The organism is Paenibacillus sp. FSL W7-1279 (assembly GCF_037969845.1).
Taxonomy (GTDB): Bacteria; Bacillota; Bacilli; order Paenibacillales; family Paenibacillaceae; genus Paenibacillus_AQ.
This window is the reverse complement of the sequence record NZ_CP150215.1, coordinates 2330080-2353175: the sequence shown is the minus strand read 5'-3', so window position 1 is coordinate 2353175 and position 23096 is coordinate 2330080. Positions and strand designations below refer to the sequence as shown.

Sequence of the window (23096 nt, the reverse complement as noted above, 5' to 3'; positions counted from 1 at the left end):
TTATGTCGAAAAGATTATATCATAGCTCTCGTTTGCCTGTCATTGCTTTTCATTTTTTTATTTTTTTGCTATAAGTAGGGTATGGAATTGAAAGGAGCGTAACGGATGGAACACTGCAAGGTATACCAGTCTCATGTTTTGTTCCCTGAAGACCGCCGCCTGATCATCGAAGGACCTGTACCTCCCGAGCAACTATCCGAGCTAACCATGCACCCTGATCTCAAGGCATTTCGTCGTCCTTCGGAGCAGCATGAGGCATTGGTGGAAATTGCAGGCCTGCCCGAAGGCAGAATCATCATCACGAGAGACCAAGATATGATCGTTGGATATGTAACGTTTCATCACCCGGATGAGCAGGAACGCTGGTCTGAGGGCAATATGGAAGATTTGATTGAACTTGGTGCCATCGAGGTAGCGAAAGATTACCGTTCTCTGGGACTTGGGCAGCAGATGATAAAGACTGCATTTGAAGAAGAACAGATGGAGCGTTACATCGTGTTTACGACCGAGTACTACTGGCATTGGGATCTTAAAGGAAGCGGCCTTAACGTATGGGATTACCGCAAAATGATGGAGCGGTTAATGAAAATTGTAGATATGGAGTGGTACGCAACCGACGATCCGGAAATCTGCTCCCATCCTGCCAACTGTCTCATGGTCAGAATCGGACGGCACGTACCGCTTTCATCACAAGAACAATTCGATCGTATCCGTTTCAGACAGCGGTTTATGTATTAAGTCGATACCCAATAAATAAAAAAACAAACTCCCCAAGGGCTTGCCCTCGGGGAGTTTGTCTGTAGAGATGCATACTGGATATGTATGCCTACCACTTACACAAAGTTTTTACTAGAGTTTGCCCAGCATGTAGTTCACGATTTCGTGTGAACGCTTGGAAGCTTTCACGGTAAACTCAGGGAAGTTGATATGGGCAGAACCGTCAGCCTTATCCGACATGGATCTGATTACCACATAAGGCACACCGTTCATATAACATACCTGGGCAACGGCAGAGCCTTCCATTTCCGCGCAAACCCCGTTCAGATCCTCGTGAAGCGTCCGTACTGTATCACGACTGGCAATGAACTGATCGCCCGAAAGAACCTTTCCGATGACGTAATGATTCGCCGCCTGCTCTTTGCACGCTTCCTCTGCTAGCTCGATCAACGAGGGATCAGCAGGAAAATCAGACACTGCCTGATACGGAATCACGCCGCGCGCAAAGCCGAGCGGCGTCACGTCCATATCGTGCTGCATGCAGGAGGAAGAGATGACGATATCGCCAATGTTCAGCTCCGGATGCAGCGCGCCTGCTACGCCGGTAAACAATATTTTGGAAACGCCATAAGTATCAATCAAGATTTGCGTAGTAACCGCGGCATTCACCTTACCCACTCCGCTCTTGCATACAACGACGCGCTTGCCATGAATCGTTCCCGAAGCATATGTAACCCCTGCACGGACTGCCATTTCTTTATTCTCCAGTTGACTGAGCAGCATTTCCACTTCTTCGTCCATGGCCCCGATTAGGCCAATAACCTGTGTTGTCATACCGATATCCCTCCTGAATTCAAGACCACAAAATAATCCCACCAGAAAAAAGCCCCTTAAAACCAGGAGCTTTCTTCAAATCAATAGATGTCTAAATTGCTTTCATTCACACTTCTTACTCGTTCACATGACTAACCGAAAGCCGAAGAATCGTTTCATGCGGCAGAATCACGCGAGGATTCTCCACATTCTCCTTCTTCATCAGCTTGGTAAGCAAGCGCATAGCTACGGCTCCCAAATCATACATCGGTTGAGCTACCGTTGTCAGCTGTGGACGAACCATCGAAGCCATCCGAATATTATCTACGCTGATAATAGAGAAATCATCCGGCACTTTGTAGCCTTCATCCTGAATGCTATGAATAGCGCCAATTGCCATCTCATCGGTAGCAGCAAAAATAGCTGTCGGTTTCTTCTTAAGTCCCAGGAAGTATTTCATCGCTTCCACGCCGGACTCATAGCGATAGTTACCAATACGCACCAGATCCTCTTGATACTCGATGCCGGCAGTTTCCAGCGCCTTCTTGTAGCCTTGGAAACGTGCATAACCGTTCGCCGGATCCTGAAGCGTGCCGCTGATCATGGCAATCTCACGGTGCCCGTGCCGGATCAGAGTGTTTACCGCATCAAACGCAGCCTGTTCATGATCAATGTCAACAGAAGGGTAAGAACCTCTCTCGTCACTTGTCGCACAAAGAACAATCGGCACAGCCGATGTCTGGAACGCCTGGATATGCTCGTCCGTCACCGTTCCACCCATAAACAACAAACCGTCCACTTGCTTCTCAAGCAATGTGTTGATAACGCGGATTTCTTTTTCCTTACGTTTGTCGGCATTACACAAAATTATATTATAGTGGTACATGTTAGCAATATCCTCAATACCACGGGCAATCTCCGCAAAGATCGAGTTCGAAATGTCAGGGATCACAACGCCGACGGTTGTGGTCTTCTTGCTGGCCAGACCTCTGGCTACCGCATTCGGACGATACCCTAAACGTTCAATCGCTTCGTATACTTTTTTCCGGGTCTGAGGCTTAACGTTCGGGTTATTGTTTACAACCCGTGATACCGTCGCCATGGAAACGCCTGCTTCGCGCGCAACATCGTAAATGGTTACCGTCAAATTCCTTCTCTCCATTGCCAATAGATTTTCATTCGTTCAATACCAATTGAATTTATGATACGACAAATTACTGCTTTGTGCAACGACACGGCATTAGATGCCGTCCAATTGAGCCTTCAGCGCTTCAGCCGTAATATGGGAATGGGATGTATGCCAGACTGGCGCTCCTTCTTTTACAAGAATAACTTGTGGCGATTCGTGCTGTATGCTTAGAGTTTCCGCAGCTTGACTCGACACCGGACGGTCGGCAATGACATCAATCCATACATAGTCGATCCGCTCGTTCGGCTGGTCCTCCAGGTAAGCTTGCACTTCCTTATAGGCTCCGGCGCTAATTGGGCATCTGGTACTATGTTTGAACATCAGCAAGGGCCTCTGCTCCGAAGATTCAAGGGTGCTGCGCAACTCTTTTATAGTAGTCATTTTCGTCAACGTCGCCATAGGATATACATTCCCTTCATTGTATTGAAGTTCCTATCCTCTATCCTAACAAAAAGTGCGTGAAAAATCCAACAACCGCGAAAATTTTCTGAAAATTATCTTGCATAATTTCCCGAATTTTCAGGAACGAGAGATTTAATCGTGCTTAACTGCTCGAGCCGCCCCTCAATTTGTCTCATCCAGTCACCGTCGCCCAAGCTCTGGGCATAACGGAATAGATCCAACAGCATATTGATCCGCTCATCAAAAACTTCCATACAGCGTGTCTGCCATTCTACCGACGAATCATCATCGTATGTACGGAACACTTCTCGAAGTACGTATGCAGACTCATTAACATCTGCGAACGAAACGTGTATTCGTCTAGTCTCATTGCTAATCGATGCGAGATAGCGAAGTAAATCCGGTTTAATAAGAGGCAGAAGCTCATACTTCTTGCAAGCCTGACAGGCATAAACAGGAACATGATATATTCGAGTCTTTCTTTCATGAATCAGCTTTCTTAATTCCAACTTCATCCATTGTCCACAGTTGCAGGTTTTGAACAAAATGCCCACCCCAAATCCTATCACGTAATCTAATTCCAACAGCCTATGTCACAAATCTGTCACCTAAACTAGTTCTATTCGACTATCATACCAAAGAATCCTGCTAATTTGTGATAATGCTTTATTTACCAGATATGTTTCCAAATGTTTGTTCTTTGCTCGTTCCTATGAAACTGCCCTCCATATTTGTTACAATAAGAACAGTCATACGGATACATGAGGAAATCTGCGAGAAAGGGGTTATATCAATCATGAGATTGGCTGGAAAAAAGGTAATAGCGCTTGTAGACGAAGAATTTGAGGATCTGGAACTATGGTATCCCGTTTACCGGGTCCGTGAGGAAGGGGCGGAAGTCCATCTTGCCGGGTTGGAAAAAGGAAAAACTTACACGGGCAAATATGGTGTTCCCGCTCAAGCCGAATATTCATTTGAAGAGCTGAACAGCAAGGATTATGATGGAATTCTCGTTCCGGGCGGCTGGGCGCCGGACAAGCTGCGCCGTTATGATAAAGTCCTTCAACTGGTTAAAGAAATGAATGCGGACAAAAAACCGATCGGACAGATCTGCCACGCCGGATGGGTACTCATCTCTGCCAAAATCCTGGACGGCGTTACGGTTACTTCCACACCGGGGATCCGCGACGATATGGAAAATGCCGGTGCAATCTGGAAGGATGAAGCCGTCGTGACTGACGGTCATATTATTTCCGCCCGCCGTCCACCGGATCTGCCGCCGTACGGCAAAGCTTTTTGCGATGCTCTGGCACAGCAAGGCTGAAAGCTCCCCTGCACCACACAAAAACAGCCGCTCATTTCACCAAGAAGGATTCCTGGTGAGATAGGCAGCTGTTTTTTTCATGCGGGTATAGCTTAGCTTGTCCACTCAAAAAAGAAACATGAAAATTGTAACGACATCCTTCTTCTTGAGGTTGGCTTTTTAAGAGGCCGTGCTGTCCGTACCGTTAGTTCCGTTCAGATAACTGCTGCGTTCGGCAAACGCGCTTAGACGCTCTTCGACAGCGGAGCTGGTACGCAATTTGAAGCAAGCCGCTGCCTCCCCCTTCGCTTCTGCCGCATTGGTATTCAAGATCCGATGCTTCACGCGAAGCAAGGATTGCGGCGACATGCTTAGATCCTTAACGCCAAGCTCCAGCCATATCGGAATCGCCCGCTCGTCCCCAGCCATTTCTCCGCACACGCTGACCGGTATGCCTGCCGCATGCGCAGCCTCCACCGTCGTCCGAAGCATGCGCAAGACCGCAGGATGAAATGGATGGTACATATGCGCGATCTGCTCGTTCATCCGATCTACCGCCAGCACATACTGAACCAAATCGTTCGTCCCGATGCTGAAGAAATCGGCTTCCTCTGCCAACAGATCCGAGATGGTAACTGCCGCGGGCACCTCAATCATGATGCCGACCTTAATGTTGGGATCGTATGCGATGCCGCGTTGGTCCAAATCGGCCATCGCACGCCGCAGCACGGCATTAGCCTGCTTGACTTCCTCTATCGAGGATATCATCGGATACATGATTTTGACGTTACCAAAAGCGCTGGCCCTCAGAATGGCGGACAGCTGGGTCTGGAACGGCTCTGTGCGATCCAGGCTGATACGAATGGCGCGATAACCCAGGAAAGGGTTCTCTTCTTCCGGCAGCCCGAAGTAATCCAACTGTTTATCGCCGCCAATGTCCAGCGTACGGATCACGACCGAGGACTCACCTGCGTTCTCGGCAACCAGTTTATACACTTCAAATTGCTCTTCTTCCGAAGGAAAGTTGTGGCGATCCATATATAAAAATTCCGTCCGGAACAATCCGACTCCCTGTGCGCCGTTCTTCAGCGCAATCTCCATTTCTTTAACGGAGTTCATATTCGCGGCCAGATTGAAATATGTTCCATCCTTCGTAACCGCATCAACGGTTGCCAGGAGCTGCAGCTGCTCTTTCTTTTTCCGTTGCTGCTCTCGGATCCCTTCGTAACGCTCTACAACCAGCGTGTCGGGCTCCAAATACAGCAAGCCTTCATCCCCATCCACAACCAGATGCTGTCCGGTCTGGATCGGATGATCCAGCTTGTTCTCAATCCCGGATACAAGCGGTATGCCGAGAGCGCGGGCCATAATTGCCGAGTGAGAGGTCTTGCCACCCGTCATCGTCACGATGCCAAGAACGTGGGAAGGGTTAAGATGCACAAGCTGAGACGGAGAAAGTTCCTTCGCAACCAAAATATAAGGCTGCGTATCAGCCGGAAGCTTGACTTCCGGAGCACCGAGAAGATGCTTGAGCAGCCGATTACCAACATCCTTAATATCCAGTGCCCGCTCCTTCATATACTCGTCGTCCAGCAAATCGAACATGGATACGAAATGATCGATCGCCTCTTTAACTGCTACTTCGGCAGCCTTGTACTGGCGCTCGATGATCCCTTGAATTTCGTTCATGAATACGGGATCCTCCAGTATAGCCAGATGCGCATCAAAGATCTGCGACTCCTCGTGCCCCACCATTTCCTTGAATTCGTTCTTGATATATTCAATTTCATTCTTGGAGGTTCGTATGCCTTCATATAAGCGCTCGAACTCTTTGGCTAAATCGACAGCATCCATTTCGGAATCCGGAAGGTCCAGCTCCCAATGCGGCAGTACGAAAGCCTTACCGATCGCTACGCCTGTTGCTGCGCCAATGCCTTGTATCATGATTCTCTACCCCCAGCATTACTCTCAGTTAATACGACGGACATGACAGATGACTGTCCTCTCTTAACGGACTTGAATGGAGCAAAGCTCCAAGATCTTACTTTATCGGGATTGGTGATCACCATCGGTGTGGCCAGTGATGCGGCATGTGTCTTTAAATATGCCAGATCGAACTTGACCAGCAATTGCCCCGGCTCGACAGTATCCCCTTCGCTTACCACAGCTGTAAACGGTCCTTTCAGTTGAGAGGTATCGATCCCGATATGAATCAACACCTCGAGTCCATCCGGCGTTGAAATGCCAATGGCATGCATTGTCGGATAGACATGCATCACGGTTCCGTATACCGGGGATACAAGTTCCCCTTTTTCCGGAATGAACGCCACGCCGTTGCCGACAAGCTTGGCGGCAAAAATATCATCCGGTACTTCATCAATCGGAAGCATGCGTCCCTGTACGGGCGCGCTGAACAGAACGCGCGGTAAATCTTGCTGCATCAGCTTATTTATCTCTTCGCGGATGAGCTCGGAATACGTCCCGAATACCACCTGGACATTCCCGCCGCCCAGCTTGATGATGCCGGCTGAACCGAGCAATTTCAGTGCGTCCGAATCAATCTGGCGGTCATTGTATACGGTCAGTCGAAGACGCGTCATGCAGGATTGGACCTGAACGATGTTGTCTTTCCCACCAAGCGCCTCCAGAATAAGCGGTGCCTGATAGGGGATGTCTCCTGCCCGGCCTTCCAGCGCCGAGCCTTCTTCACGCCCGGGTGTCGGGATTTCGAAGGTGCGAATGGCCCAGCGGAACAAAAAATAGTAAACGATGCCGTATACGGCCCCGATCGGTATGATGATCCAGGCGTTCTGCGACAAGTGAAAATTGAGTACGTAATCGATAAATCCAGCCGAGTATGAAAACCCGTGGTGGATATCAAACGCATAGGTAAGCACCATCGCGAAACCGGCCATCAGGGCGTGGAGCACATACAGATAAGGAGACGCGAATAAGAACGCGAATTCGATCTGCTCCGATACCCCGGTCAAAAAACAGACGAGCGCGGACCGCATAAACGTTTTTTTCACCTTCGGCTTCAAATCTTCCCGCGCCTCTTGAATAATGGCAAATGCAATCGCCGGCAGGGCAAACATCATAATCGGGAACAACCCGGCCATGAAGTCGCCCGCTGTCGGATCACCCGCGAAGAATCGGGGCAAATCCCCCTGAACGACGGTACCGTCTTCCGTCTCGTACGAGCCCAGCTGAAACCAATAGACGTTATTCAACAAGTGATGCAGACCAAATGCCGTCAGTACCCTGTACAAAATTCCGTAGAGAAATAATCCGAATGCCCCCATATGTACGGTCAGATCATAAAAAGCATCTAATCCGCGCTGTACCATGGGAGCCATCCCCAGCATGATCCATGCAAATATCGTGGAGAACAGTCCCATGAACAAAAGCACAAATCGGGAGCCCCCAAAAAACTGTATAGCTTCTGGAAGCTTAATATGTTTGAACCGGTTATAAACGTAACCGGACATTACCCCAAAAATAATACCAATCAAGGTCGAGGGCTGTACACTCCCGTCTCCGAGACGGGATATAACCTGATCGTAAATGAACATGCCAGCCAGAGCGGCAAGCCCTGCGGGTCCTCCCTGGTTCGAGAGCCCCCATGCGACACCGATGGCAAATAAATACGGCATATAATAAAACACGCCGTGCCCCGCTGCCTGGGCAATCTCGCCCAAGGTTCCGAAGCCCCACGCCGACCATGGCAGACTCCCCACGCTAAGCAGGAGAGCTGCCGCCGGAAGCGCCATTGTAGGGAGCATAACTGCTCTGCCCAGCTGTTGTAATGATCCCAACCAATTCAAGGCGAGCCCTCCTTTCTATCCTTGATGGTAAGCGCTGCGCCTGTTTTTGTCAAAAAGAAATCAGGGCAAATGCCACATAGAAAAGCAAGCCTCACGAGCAGTGCCTCGGCAGGCCCGGATCGTGTCCAGTCTGCCAGCGGCTGCTTCATCATAAGGCTTGCTCCTAATTCCGATTCACCAACTCAAATCTTAACGCCCGCCCAAAGCGATGGAATCCTCCACCTTGATGCAGCGGTCCATGATGGCAATCATGCCGCTCTTCTCCGCGATGGCCGCCGCCTCTTCACTGATAATGCCCTGCTGAAGCCAGAGCACCTTAGCTCCAATCTCGGCAGCTTCCCGCGCCACATCGGCACAATATTCACTGCGTCTGAACACATTGACGATATGGATCGGCTCCGGAATGTCCTTCAGGGATGGATAACTCTTCTCCCCAAGTATTTCTGTTGCACCAGGATTAACCGGGATAATCCGGTATCCGCGCATTTGCATCGCAGCCGAAACCATATGGGATGTACGATCCGGCCGGTCAGACAGACCGACAACAGCGATATTGCCTGCGTTTCGCAAAATATCCGCGATTTCTTCGCGCGTAGGATTTTCAAATGCCATGCTTTATGACCACCTTTCCATTCGTAATAGACGAGCCGCTTGGCTATTCCTTTATTTTACCCATTCTACATTGGCTCCAAGCGCCTTCATGTGATCGAAATATTGCGGGTACGACTTGGCCACATGATGCGCATCCTTAATCCGGATCGGCTGATGTGCGCGAAGTCCGACCACAGTCAGGGCCATAATGACCCGATGATCATAATGGGCATTGATCTCCACGCCGCCCTCGACGCCTTCCGGACGGCCGTGAACGATGATCTCGGCCTGGCGTTCCTCAACGTTGGCTCCGGCTTTGCGCAATTCGTTCAAATAATCCGTAATCCGGTCGCATTCCTTATAGCGGAGATTCTCCACATTGTAGAATCGGGAGGTTCCTTCCGCAAACACAGCTGCTGCTACCATCGCAAGAACCGCATCCGTCGCTGCATCTCCGTCGAATTCCAAAGCCTTCAGGGTTCGGTTGCCCTGGACATGGACATTTCCGTCCTCGTGCGTGAGGGGAACCTCCATCATCCGCAGGACGTCAATAATAGCCCGCTCTCCCTGCTTGCTGTCCTCTGACAGATTGCGGATGGTTACATCCGACTGCGTGACCGCAGCCGCCGCCAGGACGGCAGCAGAGCCCGGATAATCGCCTTGAACGGTATAGGTCTTCGCTTCGTAGGATTGACCGCCAGGAACCCGGAAGAATGTATAATCATCCGCTGCGTGAATCGTAATGCCCGCTTGCTCCAGCACTTCCAGGGTCTGACCGATAACGACCTTGGATTTCAAATCACCGGTAACGGTAATCTCGCTGTCCTCGGCAAGCAGCGGCGTTAAGAACAACAGTGCGCTTAAGTACTGCGAACTCACTTCGCCAGATACGGTGAGCTTTCCGCCTTTCGGCTGACCGCCACGAATCGTGATCGGCAGTTTGCCTTCATTATGCTCCACTTCCACGCCCAATTGACCAAGCGTCTCAATGAGATCATCATGAGGACGTTTGCCCAGTGATTCCGGATAGGTATTGACAAAGGTAACCTCTTTAGACAACGCCGTGACGCCCATGAGGAAGCGCAAAACGGCGCCGGCGTTACCGACGTTCAGTTCCTTCACATCCCGTGGCGATTTGCCAAAGCCCGTAATGACCGCCTTCTCCTCATCCTCCTCGATCACGGCCCCGAGATCCCGGATACAGCGTCTCATGGCGTCGCTATCCTCGCTATGAGCTGGGTAATAGATCGTGCTCGTTCCTTCGGCAAGTGCAGCTACCAGCAAGTAACGAGTTGTATAGTTCTTGGAGGATAACGCTCCAATCTCTCCGTTTAATATAGGCGTAGGCTTGACGATTACATCCATCGTATGTATCTCTCCTTGTATATATTAGGTTATGATGAACCAACCTTGAAATCTCCCTTAGTATAAATTGACAGGGAAAGAACCGCTTGGTTATCATAGTTCATGTGAACTGGAAAATCAGATCGTTACGATCTTAATCATTTATTATCAGAAAAGAGGTCTATATGATGAAACCGATCCCTCAAATGGAAACATCGGAGCTTAGAAGCCGGCTTCAAAACGGCGAAAATGTGTACATGATTGATGTCCGCGAGGATGAAGAAGTTGCAGCCGGCATGATCAGCGGTGCCAAGCATATCCCTATGGGCGAGATTCCGAATCGTCTGGACGAAATTCCGCGCGATCAGGAGGTCGTCTTCATCTGCCGCAGCGGTGGTCGCAGTCAACACGTATGCGAATTTTTGAATCACCAGGGCTTGACTAATGTAATCAACATGAAAGGCGGCATGCTTCAGTGGCATGACGATGAAGAATAGACAGGCCATGAAGAAGGTGCGGGATGATCGTGATTCCCGCCTTTTTTTGCATGATCCGACCCAAGTACAATTACAGAGTCACCCATAGAAACTGATTCATGCTCATCGCCTCAGGCCGTTCGCTGGCCATCTTAGCCGCGGTAATGCGTTAAAATGTCAGTCGCTACTTCCCCCGCGGATCGGCCAACCGTATCCACTATGACATCCGCAAACAGGTATTTGTCCTTTCGTTCATCCAGGATACGCCGAACTCTATCTTCGACATCCCCCGCAAGCAGCGGCCGATTGGCATCACCACGTACCCGTTCAACAATGCTGGCAGCATCCGCTGTAAGAGCAACGACCCAGCCACCACGTTTCATTACATCACAGTTCTCGGACCGAAGCACGGCTCCTCCGCCGGACGCTACGACAATGCCTTTCCGTTCTAAAACGCTGCGCAGTGCAACAGATTCTGCCTCACGGAAATACGGCTCTCCATCCGCTTCAAACATCTCGGAAATCGTTCTGCCTTCCATCCTCTCAATTTCCGCATCCAGATCGATCAGGGTGTAGCCGAGCGTGTCTGCCAGGAGACGCCCTACGGTTGACTTGCCCGTACCCATCATCCCGATCAGAATGATGTTCCTACCTATCTTATCCAATTTGACACCCCATTTGCTGCTTCACTGTAAAGGTTGCTCATATCATACCACAGCCCCAAATCTTTCGACAATGGACCTGACTCTCTAAATTGTTCTTATGCGAGTAACCCCCAAGTAAAGCTCCAATTTTATCGAGTCTATCTGGTTCCCTATTGTCATATACTAATTACAAGAATACAAGATTAGAAGAAAGGAGTGAATATATTATGTCTTTTCGTCCAACCGGTCTCTCTTCCGCTGCCAAGCGCATCCGCCGGATTCTCGACCCCGCCTACCCGTTATGCCGCGAAGATGTGATCTGGGTGCTTCATTTTGTCCAAAAAAAAGTGGCTCTGAAGGATCCTGCACTGCTGGATCTTTCAAAGCCACGTTTGCTGCAAAATTTCAACAGTTACTGCGAAGCCGCGCTGCTCTTGCTCGGAAGCGGAAACCACATCCATACAAAGAACCACGACATCCGCACCTGTCTCTTAGAAGCCATGCACGGACTTCCTGAGCTGGCGGAGGCGCACTCCCCTTCTCAAGCCCGTACGGTTGAATCTCTGATCTCTCCCCCGGCGAACGGAAATCATTCTAGCTCCCCAGAGTGAAATGGCTCCATCAGGGATGGCATTCATGCTGCCATAGAGAGCAGAATTAATCCATCCAGGGAGGATGGCATTTATGCTGCTAGAAAAAGCAGAATTAATCCATCCAGGGAGGATGGCATTCATGCTGCCATAGAGGCAGAATTAATCCATCCAGTTATAGTGGAAGGTGCCTTCTTTGTCCACGCGTTTAAACGTGTGAGCTCCAAAGTAGTCACGCTGAGCCTGCAGCAGGTTTGCCGGCAGGTTTGCGGTGCGATAGCTATCGTAGTATGCAAGCGCGCTGGAGAACCCAGGAACCGGGATGCCCAAGGATACCGCGGAAGCAACAACCTTACGCCATGCATCTTGATAGGATTCAATAATATCGGTAAAGAACGGATCCAGCAGCAGGTTCTTCAGCTCAGGATTGTTCTCATAGGCATCCGTGATGTTCTGCAAGAATCGGGAACGGATAATGCAGCCGCCGCGCCAAATTTTAGCGAGGTTGCCGTATTGCAGGTTCCAGCCGTACTCATCGGATGCCACGCGAAGCTGTGCAAAGCCTTGGGCATAGGATACGATTTTGCTTGCAAACAGCGCTTTGCGCACATTTTCAATGAATTCGGCTTTGTCGCCGTCAAATGCAGCTGCTTTTGGACCATTCAGGATTTTGCTTGCTGCCACACGCTCTTCTTTCATTGCGGACAAGAAACGGGAGAATACGGATTCGGTGATCATGGACAGCGGCACGCCCAGATCCAGGGAGCTTTGGCTTGTCCATTTACCTGTTCCTTTTTGGCCCGCCGTATCCAGAATCACGTCAACCATCGGCTTGCCGGTTTCTTCGTCATATTTGGAGAAAATGTCAGCCGTAATCTCGATCAGGTAGCTATCGAGTTCGCCTTGGTTCCACTCTGTGAAGATTCCGTGCAGATCCTTCGCATCGAGGCCGAGTACGTCCTTCAGCAATTGGTAAGCTTCGCAAATAAGCTGCATATCGCCATACTCGATACCGTTGTGAACCATTTTTACATAATGGCCGGCACCGTCTGGTCCGATATATGTACAGCAAGGCACTTCGTTAACTTTAGCGGAAATAGCCGTCAAAATAGGCTCAACCAGCTTGTAGGCACTTTCTTGTCCGCCAGGCATGATCGATGGACCTTTCAATGCGCCTTCTTCGCCGCCGGAAACCCCAGCACCGATAAAATTAAAGCCTTTTTCAGCCAGTTCTTTGCTGCGGCGCTGTGTATCAGGGAAATAAGCGTTACCGCCGTCGATGATGATATCGCCTTTGTCCAAATGTGGAATCAGCTGTTCAATCGTAGCATCCGTAGCTTGTCCCGCTTGTACCATGATCAGGATTTTACGAGGAGTTTCAAGGGAATCCACGAATTCTTCGATCGAGAACGTCCCCTTCACTTGCTTGCCTTCGGTTTCCTTCAGCATATCTTCCGTTTTTTGCGGAGAGCGGTTATATACGGAAACGGTGAAGCCTTTGCTTTCGATGTTCAGGGCCAGGTTTTTTCCCATTACAGCAAGGCCAATCACACCGATTTGTTGTTTTGACATCTGGTTCTCCATCCTTTGCTCCAATATATTTTTAAACAACCCATCCCTATCCGAGATGATTTGCAATAATCTTATATTAACGTTTTTCATTTGACAAGTGAACCCCTGTCACAAAATCAGAACACGCGCGAAAACACCCCTTCTGTTTCGGAGTGTTGTTCGTGCTTTAAACTTGTATCCGGGTTGAAGTCATTACCACTCCAGCCTCATCAGCTCCAAGGAAAGCTCACGGAGTCTTTGCTTGCAAGCCGAAATTTTGTCTTCGTCCCCCTCTTGCAGCGCCGCATGGAGCTTCTCAAGCTCATCATCGGTTTCCAGTCTCGACAGCAGCAATCGCTGTTCCCCTACATCCGATTCAAACAGCCGCAGCATTTCCTGCTCCGTCATCGGCGTCCCCTTCTGAAACAGCACCCGCTGCCGGTAACCGGATATTTCCACGAGCCTTATGACCTCACCAAACAAAATATTCTCGATCAAAATTTGCCGGTCCTTGAAACGTTTGACGACAGCATGGCCACGGGTATTCTCAATCAATTTCTCCATCCATTCCGCGAGTTTGGGATCACGAATCATATAATCGCCTACCAGTTTAAAACCGCTTCCTGTTCGTTGAAACCGCAGCTTTACCAGCTTGCGACCTGTTCGGATTGAAATGACAAACTGCGTATCATTCTCGCTCCAATAAAGCGAATATCCTTCCTGGATCAATTCCTTGATTAGGTCCTGGATATGCCGGCGATCAAACCGGAGCTCCAGGTTGCAATACTCCACTTCCTCGCTCTTATTCACGGCACTCCCTCCTCCGGTTTACTACCGATCATTAAACGGCGGTGAAGATTTCCCCCATGGCTGCTTTTGATGTTGTCTTATCTATATCTTATACTCCATCTTATGTAACGGTAACTTGGTTTATTGACTATTTTTAACCCGCATGAACATACGGTGAAGCTTTTCTGGGCAATGCGTGATGTCCATTCGCCTTATGGTATAATAAGTTATCCAAAAACCGAGTTTAGTAAATATATCATCAACAACAGGGAGGCCATCACATCCATGACGGTTACCGGATTTACAGATCAAGACTTCGACGTATTCTCCGTTCCCGGGCTTGAAGCCCGTATGGAGGTTCTCATTGAACGGGTAAGACCCAAGCTGGAGGCGTTAGGGGCTGAGTTGGCACCTTATGTATCGGCATTGGCTGGGGAAGAAATGTTTGTGCATGTGGCGAAGCATGCAAGACGCACTGTCAATCCTCCCATTGACACCTGGGTCGCTTGGGCTGCCAGCAAACGCGGCTACAAAGCACTGCCTCATTTTGAGGTGGGCATGTTCGGAACCCATCTGTTTGTCATCTTCGCGATTATTTACGAAAGCCCCAACAAGACCGTGTTTGCCGGCAACTTGGAAGCCAAGCTGAAGAAAACAGCAAAAGCACTGCCTAAAAATTTTTACTGGTCCATGGATCACATGAACCCGTCTGGCACCTCTCATCAGGATATGAGCGAGGAGGATTTCACGCGCCTGATTGAGAAGCTGAAGCAGGTGAAAAAGGCTGAGGTCATGTGCGGACTGCGCATCCCGCGCGAGGAAGCCGTCAAGCTTGAAGGGGACAAGCTGGTGCAAAAGGTGCAGGAGACGTTTGAGGCGCTGCTGCCGCTTTATAAAATGGCGTTTTAATGAGCATGATATATTGATGTAAAGGGCTGCTGTTGCAGCTCTTTTTTTAAGATTATAGAATTTATAAATTTTCAGCGAAGCTGAACAATTCCATAATCGCAAGAAAAACTTCCTTTAACCGCGATCTGTCTTCTGAGAAAGTACGTCGATAGACGTTTTTTTATGGAAGATATTTTAATGAAGGAACGATGAAGATCTTTGTTGCTCCTCCTTAATATGTCTAAAGTTTGAAGCGTTATGGGACATAGCAAAAAAAGCCGTTTAATCTCCTTGCATTCCCCCCCTATTTTGCTATACTCAATTTTGTTTATATAAAAACAGAAATCAACAAATCATAACAAAATAAACATAAGGAAAGGTTGTGACAACGTCCATGGACCATAGTCGTACACCGCTCTTCACCGCACTTAAAGAACATGCGGCCAAAAACCCCGTGCAATTTCACATTCCGGGACATAAGAAGGGCCTCGGCACCGACGCCGAATTTCGGGAATTTATAGGGGATAACGCCTTTTCTATAGATTTGATTAATATTGCGCCGCTGGATGATTTGCATCAGCCTACAGGCGTCATCGAGGAAGCCCAAAAGCTGGCCGCCGACGCATTCGGTGCCGATCACACCTACTTCAGTGTCCAAGGGACAAGCGGAGCGATCATGACCATGATCATGTCGGTATGTTCGCCTGGCGATAAAATCATCGTACCGCGCAACGTCCATAAATCCGTGCTCTCCGCCATCATTTTCACCGGGGCCAAGCCTGTATTCGTATCGCCTGCCCAGGATTCCAATGTGGGAATCGATCACGGAATCACCATCAGCTCGGTTCGGAAAGCATTAAAACGTCACCCTGACGCCAAAGCCGTACTGGTCATTAACCCGACATATTTCGGGGTAAGCGCCAACCTGAAGGAAATCGTGGATTTGGCTCACAGCTACAATGTGCCCGTTCTCGTGGATGAGGCGCACGGTGTATTGATCCATTTTCATGAAGAGCTCCCGATGTCGGCCATGGAAGCGGGGGCCGATATGGCTGCGACCAGCGTCCACAAACTCGGCGGCTCGATGACGCAGAGCTCCGTGCTGAACGTGAATACCAAGAACGGATACATCAATCCTTATCGCGTACAGACGATTATCAGCATGCTGACCACAACCTCCACCTCTTACATCCTGCTGGCATCGCTTGATACTTCACGCCGCAGTTTGGCGCTCCATGGACGCGAAATGGCTGCAAGGACGATTGAGTTGGCGCAATATGCACGTGATGAAGTCAACAAAATCGAAGGTTTGTACAGCTTTGGAAAAGAAATATTAGGCGGGGAAGCGACGCACTCCTATGATCCAACCAAATTGACGATCCATGTGCGCCACCTCGGCATTACGGGATATGAAACCGAGAACTGGCTGCGGGATCACTACAATATTGAGGTGGAGCTCAGTGATATGTACAATATTCTGTGCCTCATTACACCGGGGGACAATCGGGAGACCATCGATATTTTGCTGACAGCGCTCCGGGAGCTTTCCAATCAATACATGCATGTGAATGAGATTAACGAGCTGGTTGTGAAAACTCCGGAAATTCCGCAGTTGTCGCTGATCCCTCGCGATGCATTTTACGGAGATACGGAAGTTGTGCCTTTCAAGGAATCGGCAGGACGCATTATTGCCGAATTCATTTATGTCTACCCGCCAGGGATTCCGATCCTGCTTCCGGGCGAAGTCATTTCCCAGGAAAACATCGATTACATTATCGATCATGTCGAAGTAGGCCTTCCGGTTAAAGGCCCCGAGGATCGCAGCATCCAAAATGTTAAAGTCATCGTGGAAACGGACCCTATATTCTAAAATGTCAGCTGTAAACACAATAAACCCGGTGCGAGAGGTTCGCACCGGGTTTATTGCTTTGGAGTCTTATTCCTGGTTTGCAGCAGCGACCAGTTCGTTGTAAACCGCCTCTACTTCATTCCATTCTTCTTCGTCCTCAATATTGTAAAGAACCATTTCCTCGTTCTCTTCTTCCATACGTAGAATGACGCCGTCCGCTTCCGGATTTTCACGTTCAAGCAAAAGCGCGTAAAGTTTCTCGCCGACATCAAATGTCTCCACAAGAACCATCTCTACTTCTTTTCCTTCTTCATCCGTCAATGTCAGCACAAACTCTTCGTGTTCGTGGTCGTGGTCATGATCGTGACCGCAGCCGCAAGCATCTCCGTGTTCATGTTTGTGTTCACTCATTGAAAAAACCTCACTTCGGTTAAATTATCATACTTTCGTATCGTATCACGGATAGCTTCCTCAGGTCAATTTCTACCAGGGCGCCAAAAGGCCTGTCAATTGAGCGTTGTAATGACCTTTTCGGCAATTTTCACAAAATCCGAATCCGCTTTTACTTTCACGTAAAAACCAACCGAATACTTACCTGTTGTTTTAAAATCGTACGTGAAATCATAGGTTCGGAACCAAAAATTATCCTTACGGTCCTTCACAACCTCGGATTGAATATCCTTGATATTGCCCGAGGGATCCTCAATCGCTACTTTCACTGAATGAATTTCGGTGTTTAAGCTGTCGACCTGGCTAAAAACATTGAATTTCAGCTTCCCCTTGTTCACGTTGCCGAATACAGTATCTCCTTTAAACAGAAAAATATGCACGTTCGGCTTGATGACTTGAACTTGTCCATTCGCGGGATTCCAATCCACAGCCCCATCAAATTCCCGAACCGGTACATACGTTTTGCCATCAATTAAATATCCGCCATCCTTCAATTCATGACCGTTCAGCCAAACACGGACACGCTCATTGACGGAATCTGCAAACAAAAGGGTGCTGCCACCCATTAAAGAGAGCACTAGCATACATGCCATCACTTTTTTCCATTTCATAATAATCATTTCCCTCCATTGGCTCATCTTGTTGTTATATGTGTATACTACATGTCAAAAAACAAGTTGCGGACAATTTTGCACTTTGTGGTAAAATTTTTTCCTCTTGCTTTAAGCTGGGCTTATCACGAATTATACTGCATTCCAGCCCCGATTCGATCATATAATCCGTGTAAATCGACGTGGAATTCGTTAAAATATACATTAGCATACGGGGACTACACATCATATCATCAGGAGGTTTCATCCATTGACACTAAAATTGCAAATGCTTGGCACCGGCAGTGCGTTTGCCAAGAACTACTATAACAATAACGCACTGATCCATGACGGAAATTTCACACTTCTCATCGACTGCGGCATTACAGCTCCTCTGGCGCTTCATCAGCTGAATAAGACGTTTAACGATATGGATGCTGTGCTTATCACTCACATTCATGCTGACCATGTAGGCGGACTTGAGGAGCTAGCTTTTATTATGAAAATGAAATACAACCGTAAGCTCCCACTCTATATTGCCGAGACGCTGGTGGAACCGATATGGGAGCACACCCTCAAAGGCGGCTTATATCAACAGGGACATATCTCCTCCCTGCATGATGTATTTGACGTACACCCTCTGAAACCGGGAGTGAAGACCAATATTTCATCCGGCATCTCGGTAGAACTGATTCATACGCAGCATATTCCCGGCAAGGACAGCTATTCGCTTTATCTAAATGATCGGATTTTTTACAGTGCTGACATGGTATTCGACCCTATACTGCTCAACCAATTAGTGAATGAGCGGGATTGTGAAGTGATTCTGCATGAATGTCAGCTGCAAGGTCCCGGCGAGGTTCATACGACACTGGATGAGCTGCTTAGCCTACCACAAGAAATTCAGGAGCGCACCTATCTCATGCATTACAGCGATGAGGTCGAAGCTTTTATTGGCAAGACCGGCATCATGGAATTTGTGGAGCAGCAGCGGGTATACGAATTGTAGTTCAGTATAGATGAATAGTTTATGAGGTTTCCCGGGAACACTAATGCCGGGAGGCGATTCATATGGATAATACACAACAAGAAGTCGTAGGCGTCCGTAAAAACGGAGATGGCGACATCATCGAACTTAAGCTGGATAACGGCAGTGTCGTTGACTACAAGACAGCACAACAAATGGCCAAGAATAAAGAGATCAAAAACCTGAACGTATTCCGTGGGCGTGACGGTGACGAACATCTTCGCTCCAATGCGGATGGCGATCCCAGCAACAACCTGGACAATTTGCCAAACTTTTAAAATCATGACTAAAAAGACCTCGAGTTTATACTCGAGGTCTTTTCTTTTTAAACAGTGAGGATCATTAGCACCTTAATATGGTAAGAAGCCTACAGTTCCTTTTTCATACGAACGTGGGGAATACCCGCATCATCAAACGGCTCGTCCGAAATGGTCTCATACCCAAGCTTGCGGTAAAATGCCTCCGCTTGCACCTGTGCATCCAGTACAGAATACTGCAGCTTCAATTCACGCGCCTGCGCTTCCAATGCCATCATCAGCACGCGGCCAATCCCTTTGGAACGGAAGGGCTTACGAACCGCAATTCGCTGCATTTTGGCGGAATCTTTATTGTAATAGGTGATACGTCCGGTTGCCGCGTACTGTCCCTCCGATTTGATCAGGACATGAAACGCATCGGAGTCCAGACGATCGTACTCATCAATCTCCAGGTCAATCGGCACCTTCTGCTCAAGCACGAAAACATCCTTCCGGATATCCAACGCCTGCTGCAGTTGCTCTTCGGTTGATACATTTATGATTTCTGCTGCCATTTCAACACCTCTTTATGTAGAATCAATTCCTAAGTGATATCGCAGATCGAGATATTATACAAAATAATCGTTTTCCTGTATAGTATAAGCTAACGTTTTCTTGAAAGGAGCATGGCCTTTATGGGCATGGGAGCCACGATATTTTGGGCTGTAATCATCTCAGCCGTTATCATCTACCCTATCTTTTGGGCGATTAAAAAAGGTTATTCCCGCAAATGGGATGAGGAATAACATCGGCCGTTTTACAGCAAACCGCCAGCCTGCCAGCCGACGGTTTGCTCTGCTCGTTGTTCGAGCAGTGGATACAGACATTCTTACGACCGATCTGATACGGATCGTTGCTGCACCCCTTTATGGTTGGAGATCACGTAATGTGTCCACCGAATCCATCGGCGGAACCGGCTCCAGTGCCCCGCTTCCCTGCTTGGAATACACGTCCTGATCTACAGAACGGCCGTAAACATCGAGCATTACGGGCGCTGCTGATCCATGGAGCGGCTCCAGCTGCACCGACGTTCTCTCCGGGATACTGCAACCGCTGCCCAGTACAGTTACCCCCAGCAACGAGAGCACCAGTCCGGCTCGTTTGAAATGATGGGATTTCCCACCTGCCATACCATTCACGCTCCTCCACTAGCAAAATCATGCTGTATTTAGTCTGAACCGGAATGTGATTTTTTATAACGAGAAAACCATTGACAGTCTCATTGTCTGCTGGTAATATATGAATTACCTTTTTAAATATTTCATGATCTGTTAGCTCAGCTGGGAGAGCACTATCTTGACAGGGTAGGGGTCAGTGGTTCGAGCCCACTACAGATCATAACCGAAAACCCTTGATGCCATTGGCATCAAGGGTTTTTTCTTTTTTCCTTCTCTAGACTAGCTAGCTGAATTTCACCGGAAACCATAACCTACATATTCATCTTTATTTATACCATCATTTTTAAGTACCCCAGTCCCCTTTCGAAGGATCAAGACTTACTTTAACAGTTCTTCCGGCGTCTCTCCGCTATATACAAAAACGGGACTTGCAGTATTAACTACAAAAACAGCTACCAACGTCAGAGCAGATGCGATAAACGAAAACAACCGATGTCTAATCCTATGGATCCATAACATGAGCTTGTCCTCCTTTCCAGCGTATTAAACTGATAGCCTGGACCAAAAATATGACAGCCAATGTTGGGGACTGGAGTCCAAAGTTAAACATAACGATGAAACAGCTAATCAAGCGAAGTTTTACGTAATGTTTCCTCGGTATACGGGACTGCTTCTCAATTCGGCTGGGAGCGAACAGCATCACCAGCAACAGACTGAGAGCAGTAATTACGAGAATGCTTGCATTCCCCATATCCGCAAAAGACACCAGAGTGAATAGCGCTGTCGTGAATGCAATACAGCCTGCCCCCGTCTTAAGATGATATCCTCCCGAAAATTGCCGTAGTACCGCAAAACCTGTCAAGGCAATAACCGCCTGCTTCACGTTACCCGTAAATATGGAGATAAGCAGCGTGAAGACCACAATACACAATACGTTTAAAATGATGGTGATCGCATGTTTCAGAACAGAAACAGAGGACTTATGGTCGGGTACCTGGCGTTTGATCCCCTCCGCTATCCGCTTTGACAAGCCTTCTATGATCATAAGATTCCCGCTCCTCTGTATTGATGGCATAATACAAGAAGATTCCAAATGTTATTCCAAAGAAGAGAAGGTGCAGCCATAAACGATTAAGGTAAAATAGAATTGCAATTAATATCAACACCACGATAATCAACGTGATCAATAGAACATGTTCAAATTTAATGCGCAGCTTTTCCAGATCGTACTTAAACCCAATACCAAATCTGTACATAATCCAGGATATCAATAGTCCTGTCGCACCTGAGAGGATTTGAAGAATATAACCATTGGCATGATCGGTCTGAATGGAGTCGATCGATCCGAATATCGTTGTCAGATATGCCGTTTGAATTAACGCATAAAACATATAACCCAGAATGGTGCAGATCGCCGACCAGATAACCGGGATCTTAATAATGGCTGAGAATAAGAAAACGAAGATTAACACGGTAATGAGAGGGGCTAGAAAATCCAATTGAAGTTCGTTGCGCATGATGAAACTTTGTAAGTTGGCAAGGATCATGACAATCAACGCCTGCCATATGTACTCTGTCGTCTTGAATCTAAGCAATGTCATGATTAGCGAATAAATAGCCAGTGTTTCAAATGTTGAAAACAACATAAACCAAATAACTTCCATTCAAAGATTTCCTCCCTACACCATAAGAAATGGTTAAAATGTGTACTACGCCAATTCTCGATTTATCCTGATTACATTGATGGTTATAACGTCCATAAATAAACGGTATACCGACAACAGACCCTCAGTTTCTATCGAGTCGTCCTAAATGATGCGTGTTCTTGAGGTCAATTCCGATGGCGCCTGCCACTTCTTATATGTCTGGAAACTGTGATGGAAAATGCAAAAACATTAACGTCGTGTATGTCTCCGGATTGGCCCAAAAATTCTAAAAAAGAACAGCTTAGAACTTCTTATACACCAATACGAAATTAAATCGCTGCACCGTCCAATCCATATACCAAACGAAAATCAAGCACTAGTTATCAAGAATCCACGACCTTGCGAAAATGACTAAGCCAGAATACTCAGTTCCTCTATATTAACATCCTGACATCATCTAAGTTGATTATATAAGGCCCGGAAGGCATAACAACAGGTAATTAAATACATAAGTGGGGGAATCCATCATGGATCTATGAAGTGAAGAGTGAATTAGGAAGTTAATTTGCTATATCTCTATTATATACGAACCTACGTTCCTGTTCAAGCATTTACAATCTAAAAAATGAAAGAAGAGGCATCCATCTCTGGTGCCCTTCCTAAGGAGAATATAACATTGCGAAACAAGACTTTATTATGCCTAATCGTTCTTTTACTAACATTCGGACCACATACAACCTACGGGGAAGACAACAGCTCGCTCAACCAAGAAACAATAAATCGATTACGGGAAACCTATAATTTGGAAGCACCCGGGCCTCCATCCATGCTATCCGGGTGGAGCGAAGGAGACTGGGGAATTAGTCTTGATCCTTCCTCTCTGCCCGATCTAATTCACATAACCCTGCACCCGGTATGGTTCTTTACCCGGCAGCTGGTCCGTATTTTATCCTCTTAGCGTAATCCGCTTCATCTTCCCCTCCTCTTCCTGTCATTCCC

Annotated in this window: 26 protein-coding genes and 1 tRNA gene; 9 read left to right on the top strand and 18 right to left on the bottom strand. The window is 47.9% G+C overall.

The window, feature by feature from the left end; all coding sequences use genetic code 11:
- The first annotated feature begins 105 nt into the window (after nucleotides 1-105).
- Complete coding sequence (locus tag MKY82_RS10250; RefSeq protein ID WP_339296046.1) at nucleotides 106-738, top strand: GNAT family N-acetyltransferase; 633 nt, start codon at nucleotides 106-108, stop codon at nucleotides 736-738.
- A 111-nt stretch (nucleotides 739-849) separates the two neighbouring features.
- On the opposite strand, the gene MKY82_RS10245 is transcribed toward MKY82_RS10250, so the two are convergent.
- From MKY82_RS10245 to MKY82_RS10230, 4 genes are all read right to left on the bottom strand, one after another.
- On the bottom strand, nucleotides 850-1551 hold the full coding sequence (locus MKY82_RS10245; RefSeq protein WP_220686000.1) for a 5'-methylthioadenosine/adenosylhomocysteine nucleosidase: 702 nt from the start codon (nucleotides 1549-1551) through the stop codon (nucleotides 850-852).
- A 115-nt stretch (nucleotides 1552-1666) separates the two neighbouring features.
- A complete protein-coding gene (gene ccpA, locus MKY82_RS10240; protein ID WP_071223674.1) occupies nucleotides 1667-2677 on the bottom strand; it encodes a catabolite control protein A in 1011 nt (336 codons plus the stop codon).
- 93 nt (nucleotides 2678-2770) lie between these two features.
- On the bottom strand, nucleotides 2771-3118 hold the full coding sequence (gene ytxJ / locus MKY82_RS10235; RefSeq protein ID WP_339222869.1) for a bacillithiol system redox-active protein YtxJ: 348 nt from the start codon (nucleotides 3116-3118) through the stop codon (nucleotides 2771-2773).
- Nucleotides 3119-3213: 95 nt separating this feature from the next.
- Entirely contained in the window at nucleotides 3214-3375 is a 162-nt protein-coding gene (locus tag MKY82_RS10230; RefSeq protein WP_233354805.1) for a hypothetical protein, read from the bottom strand.
- 542 nt (nucleotides 3376-3917) lie between these two features.
- Between MKY82_RS10230 and MKY82_RS10225 the strand changes: the two genes are divergently transcribed.
- The gene (locus MKY82_RS10225) at nucleotides 3918-4445 is read left to right on the top strand and encodes a type 1 glutamine amidotransferase domain-containing protein (RefSeq protein ID WP_220686001.1); all 528 of its coding nucleotides are present in this window, start codon (nucleotides 3918-3920) and stop codon (nucleotides 4443-4445) included.
- Between the two features lie 159 nt (nucleotides 4446-4604).
- On the opposite strand, the gene ptsP is transcribed toward MKY82_RS10225, so the two are convergent.
- The 4 genes from ptsP to aroA all read right to left on the bottom strand — a co-directional run bounded on the left by ptsP (nucleotide 4605) and on the right by aroA (nucleotide 10204).
- Nucleotides 4605-6368 carry a phosphoenolpyruvate--protein phosphotransferase gene (gene ptsP / locus MKY82_RS10220; RefSeq protein ID WP_194541727.1) on the bottom strand — a complete coding sequence of 588 codons (1764 nt, stop codon included), beginning with the start codon at nucleotides 6366-6368 and terminating at the stop codon, nucleotides 4605-4607.
- Nucleotides 6365-8248 carry a glucose PTS transporter subunit IIA gene (locus tag MKY82_RS10215; protein WP_339296045.1) on the bottom strand — a complete coding sequence of 628 codons (1884 nt, stop codon included), beginning with the start codon at nucleotides 8246-8248 and terminating at the stop codon, nucleotides 6365-6367. The genes ptsP and MKY82_RS10215 overlap by 4 nt, the downstream gene beginning before the upstream one ends.
- A 189-nt stretch (nucleotides 8249-8437) precedes the next feature.
- A complete protein-coding gene (locus MKY82_RS10210; RefSeq protein ID WP_071223669.1) occupies nucleotides 8438-8860 on the bottom strand; it encodes a CoA-binding protein in 423 nt (140 codons plus the stop codon).
- A gap of 51 nt (nucleotides 8861-8911) precedes the next feature.
- On the bottom strand, nucleotides 8912-10204 hold the full coding sequence (gene aroA / locus MKY82_RS10205) for a 3-phosphoshikimate 1-carboxyvinyltransferase (protein ID WP_339296044.1): 1293 nt from the start codon (nucleotides 10202-10204) through the stop codon (nucleotides 8912-8914).
- A 167-nt stretch (nucleotides 10205-10371) separates the two neighbouring features.
- Between aroA and MKY82_RS10200 the strand changes: the two genes are divergently transcribed.
- A complete protein-coding gene (locus tag MKY82_RS10200) occupies nucleotides 10372-10680 on the top strand; it encodes a rhodanese-like domain-containing protein (RefSeq protein WP_174819205.1) in 309 nt (102 codons plus the stop codon).
- A gap of 131 nt (nucleotides 10681-10811) precedes the next feature.
- On the opposite strand, the gene MKY82_RS10195 is transcribed toward MKY82_RS10200, so the two are convergent.
- A complete protein-coding gene (locus tag MKY82_RS10195) occupies nucleotides 10812-11288 on the bottom strand; it encodes a shikimate kinase (RefSeq protein WP_194545110.1) in 477 nt (158 codons plus the stop codon).
- 242 nt (nucleotides 11289-11530) lie between these two features.
- Here MKY82_RS10195 and MKY82_RS10190 point away from each other — a divergent pair, with 242 nt between their 5' ends.
- Nucleotides 11531-11914 (top strand): hypothetical protein, encoded by a 384-nt coding sequence (locus tag MKY82_RS10190; RefSeq protein ID WP_201259450.1) that lies wholly within the window; start codon nucleotides 11531-11533, stop codon nucleotides 11912-11914.
- 141 nt (nucleotides 11915-12055) lie between these two features.
- Here MKY82_RS10190 and gndA read toward each other — a convergent pair whose 3' ends face one another.
- Both gndA and MKY82_RS10180 read right to left on the bottom strand, forming a co-directional pair.
- Nucleotides 12056-13465: an NADP-dependent phosphogluconate dehydrogenase gene (gene gndA, locus MKY82_RS10185; protein ID WP_339296043.1), complete on the bottom strand. Its 1410-nt coding sequence runs from the start codon at nucleotides 13463-13465 to the stop codon at nucleotides 12056-12058.
- A gap of 192 nt (nucleotides 13466-13657) precedes the next feature.
- Nucleotides 13658-14254, bottom strand: coding sequence for a hypothetical protein (locus tag MKY82_RS10180; protein ID WP_100536070.1), 597 nt, complete (start codon nucleotides 14252-14254; stop codon nucleotides 13658-13660).
- Between the two features lie 264 nt (nucleotides 14255-14518).
- On the opposite strand from MKY82_RS10180, the gene MKY82_RS10175 reads away from it, so the two are divergent.
- Both MKY82_RS10175 and MKY82_RS10170 read left to right on the top strand, forming a co-directional pair.
- Entirely contained in the window at nucleotides 14519-15142 is a 624-nt protein-coding gene (locus MKY82_RS10175; protein ID WP_220686003.1) for a DUF1054 domain-containing protein, read from the top strand.
- A 373-nt stretch (nucleotides 15143-15515) separates the two neighbouring features.
- The gene (locus MKY82_RS10170) at nucleotides 15516-16991 is read left to right on the top strand and encodes an aminotransferase class I/II-fold pyridoxal phosphate-dependent enzyme (RefSeq protein ID WP_194541722.1); all 1476 of its coding nucleotides are present in this window, start codon (nucleotides 15516-15518) and stop codon (nucleotides 16989-16991) included.
- Between the two features lie 66 nt (nucleotides 16992-17057).
- On the opposite strand, the gene MKY82_RS10165 is transcribed toward MKY82_RS10170, so the two are convergent.
- The gene (locus MKY82_RS10165; protein WP_071223049.1) at nucleotides 17058-17381 is read right to left on the bottom strand and encodes a DUF1292 domain-containing protein; all 324 of its coding nucleotides are present in this window, start codon (nucleotides 17379-17381) and stop codon (nucleotides 17058-17060) included.
- A 95-nt stretch (nucleotides 17382-17476) separates the two neighbouring features.
- A complete protein-coding gene (locus MKY82_RS10160) occupies nucleotides 17477-18031 on the bottom strand; it encodes a copper amine oxidase (RefSeq protein WP_194541721.1) in 555 nt (184 codons plus the stop codon).
- Between the two features lie 250 nt (nucleotides 18032-18281).
- On the opposite strand from MKY82_RS10160, the gene MKY82_RS10155 reads away from it, so the two are divergent.
- Together MKY82_RS10155 and MKY82_RS10150 are read left to right on the top strand one after the other, a co-directional pair.
- Nucleotides 18282-19019: an MBL fold metallo-hydrolase gene (locus tag MKY82_RS10155; RefSeq protein ID WP_194541720.1), complete on the top strand. Its 738-nt coding sequence runs from the start codon at nucleotides 18282-18284 to the stop codon at nucleotides 19017-19019.
- Between the two features lie 62 nt (nucleotides 19020-19081).
- Nucleotides 19082-19315, top strand: coding sequence for a DUF3892 domain-containing protein (locus MKY82_RS10150; RefSeq protein ID WP_071223047.1), 234 nt, complete (start codon nucleotides 19082-19084; stop codon nucleotides 19313-19315).
- Between the two features lie 89 nt (nucleotides 19316-19404).
- Here MKY82_RS10150 and MKY82_RS10145 read toward each other — a convergent pair whose 3' ends face one another.
- Entirely contained in the window at nucleotides 19405-19848 is a 444-nt protein-coding gene (locus MKY82_RS10145) for a GNAT family N-acetyltransferase (protein ID WP_194541718.1), read from the bottom strand.
- A 351-nt stretch (nucleotides 19849-20199) separates the two neighbouring features.
- Entirely contained in the window at nucleotides 20200-20463 is a 264-nt protein-coding gene (locus MKY82_RS10140) for a hypothetical protein (protein ID WP_071223045.1), read from the bottom strand.
- Nucleotides 20464-20598: 135 nt separating this feature from the next.
- On the opposite strand from MKY82_RS10140, the gene MKY82_RS10135 reads away from it, so the two are divergent.
- A tRNA-Val gene (locus MKY82_RS10135) sits at nucleotides 20599-20671 on the top strand.
- A 158-nt stretch (nucleotides 20672-20829) separates the two neighbouring features.
- On the opposite strand, the gene MKY82_RS10130 is transcribed toward MKY82_RS10135, so the two are convergent.
- The 3 genes from MKY82_RS10130 to MKY82_RS10120 are packed head-to-tail and all read right to left on the bottom strand — an operon-like array spanning nucleotide 20830 to nucleotide 22115.
- A complete protein-coding gene (locus tag MKY82_RS10130; RefSeq protein ID WP_074961962.1) occupies nucleotides 20830-20970 on the bottom strand; it encodes a cyclic lactone autoinducer peptide in 141 nt (46 codons plus the stop codon).
- Complete coding sequence (locus MKY82_RS10125) at nucleotides 20954-21496, bottom strand: accessory gene regulator B family protein (protein WP_220686005.1); 543 nt, start codon at nucleotides 21494-21496, stop codon at nucleotides 20954-20956. Before MKY82_RS10125 ends, MKY82_RS10130 begins: the two co-directional genes overlap by 17 nt.
- Nucleotides 21432-22115 (bottom strand): hypothetical protein, encoded by a 684-nt coding sequence (locus MKY82_RS10120; RefSeq protein WP_220686006.1) that lies wholly within the window; start codon nucleotides 22113-22115, stop codon nucleotides 21432-21434. Before MKY82_RS10120 ends, MKY82_RS10125 begins: the two co-directional genes overlap by 65 nt.
- Between the last annotated feature and the right edge of the window lie 981 nt (nucleotides 22116-23096).

Coding starts and splice junctions, on each gene's coding strand:
- MKY82_RS10250 (WP_339296046.1), top strand. CDS start 106: ATGGAACACTGCAAGGTATACCAGTCTCATGTTTTGTTCCCTGAAGAC.
- MKY82_RS10245 (WP_220686000.1), bottom strand. CDS start 1,551: ATGACAACACAGGTTATTGGCCTAATCGGGGCCATGGACGAAGAAGTG.
- ytxJ (WP_339222869.1), bottom strand. CDS start 3,118: ATGGCGACGTTGACGAAAATGACTACTATAAAAGAGTTGCGCAGCACC.
- MKY82_RS10230 (WP_233354805.1), bottom strand. CDS start 3,375: ATGGAAGTTTTTGATGAGCGGATCAATATGCTGTTGGATCTATTCCGT.
- MKY82_RS10225 (WP_220686001.1), top strand. CDS start 3,918: ATGAGATTGGCTGGAAAAAAGGTAATAGCGCTTGTAGACGAAGAATTT.
- ptsP (WP_194541727.1), bottom strand. CDS start 6,368: ATGATACAAGGCATTGGCGCAGCAACAGGCGTAGCGATCGGTAAGGCT.
- MKY82_RS10210 (WP_071223669.1), bottom strand. CDS start 8,860: ATGGCATTTGAAAATCCTACGCGCGAAGAAATCGCGGATATTTTGCGA.
- aroA (WP_339296044.1), bottom strand. CDS start 10,204: ATGGATGTAATCGTCAAGCCTACGCCTATATTAAACGGAGAGATTGGA.
- MKY82_RS10200 (WP_174819205.1), top strand. CDS start 10,372: ATGAAACCGATCCCTCAAATGGAAACATCGGAGCTTAGAAGCCGGCTT.
- MKY82_RS10195 (WP_194545110.1), bottom strand. CDS start 11,288: ATGATGGGTACGGGCAAGTCAACCGTAGGGCGTCTCCTGGCAGACACG.
- MKY82_RS10190 (WP_201259450.1), top strand. CDS start 11,531: ATGTCTTTTCGTCCAACCGGTCTCTCTTCCGCTGCCAAGCGCATCCGC.
- gndA (WP_339296043.1), bottom strand. CDS start 13,465: ATGTCAAAACAACAAATCGGTGTGATTGGCCTTGCTGTAATGGGAAAA.
- MKY82_RS10175 (WP_220686003.1), top strand. CDS start 14,519: ATGACGGTTACCGGATTTACAGATCAAGACTTCGACGTATTCTCCGTT.
- MKY82_RS10170 (WP_194541722.1), top strand. CDS start 15,516: ATGGACCATAGTCGTACACCGCTCTTCACCGCACTTAAAGAACATGCG.
- MKY82_RS10165 (WP_071223049.1), bottom strand. CDS start 17,381: ATGAGTGAACACAAACATGAACACGGAGATGCTTGCGGCTGCGGTCAC.
- MKY82_RS10160 (WP_194541721.1), bottom strand. CDS start 18,031: ATGAAATGGAAAAAAGTGATGGCATGTATGCTAGTGCTCTCTTTAATG.
- MKY82_RS10150 (WP_071223047.1), top strand. CDS start 19,082: ATGGATAATACACAACAAGAAGTCGTAGGCGTCCGTAAAAACGGAGAT.
- MKY82_RS10145 (WP_194541718.1), bottom strand. CDS start 19,848: ATGGCAGCAGAAATCATAAATGTATCAACCGAAGAGCAACTGCAGCAG.
- MKY82_RS10140 (WP_071223045.1), bottom strand. CDS start 20,463: ATGGCAGGTGGGAAATCCCATCATTTCAAACGAGCCGGACTGGTGCTC.
- MKY82_RS10130 (WP_074961962.1), bottom strand. CDS start 20,970: ATGTTATGGATCCATAGGATTAGACATCGGTTGTTTTCGTTTATCGCA.
- MKY82_RS10125 (WP_220686005.1), bottom strand. CDS start 21,496: ATGATCATAGAAGGCTTGTCAAAGCGGATAGCGGAGGGGATCAAACGC.
- MKY82_RS10120 (WP_220686006.1), bottom strand. CDS start 22,115: ATGGAAGTTATTTGGTTTATGTTGTTTTCAACATTTGAAACACTGGCT.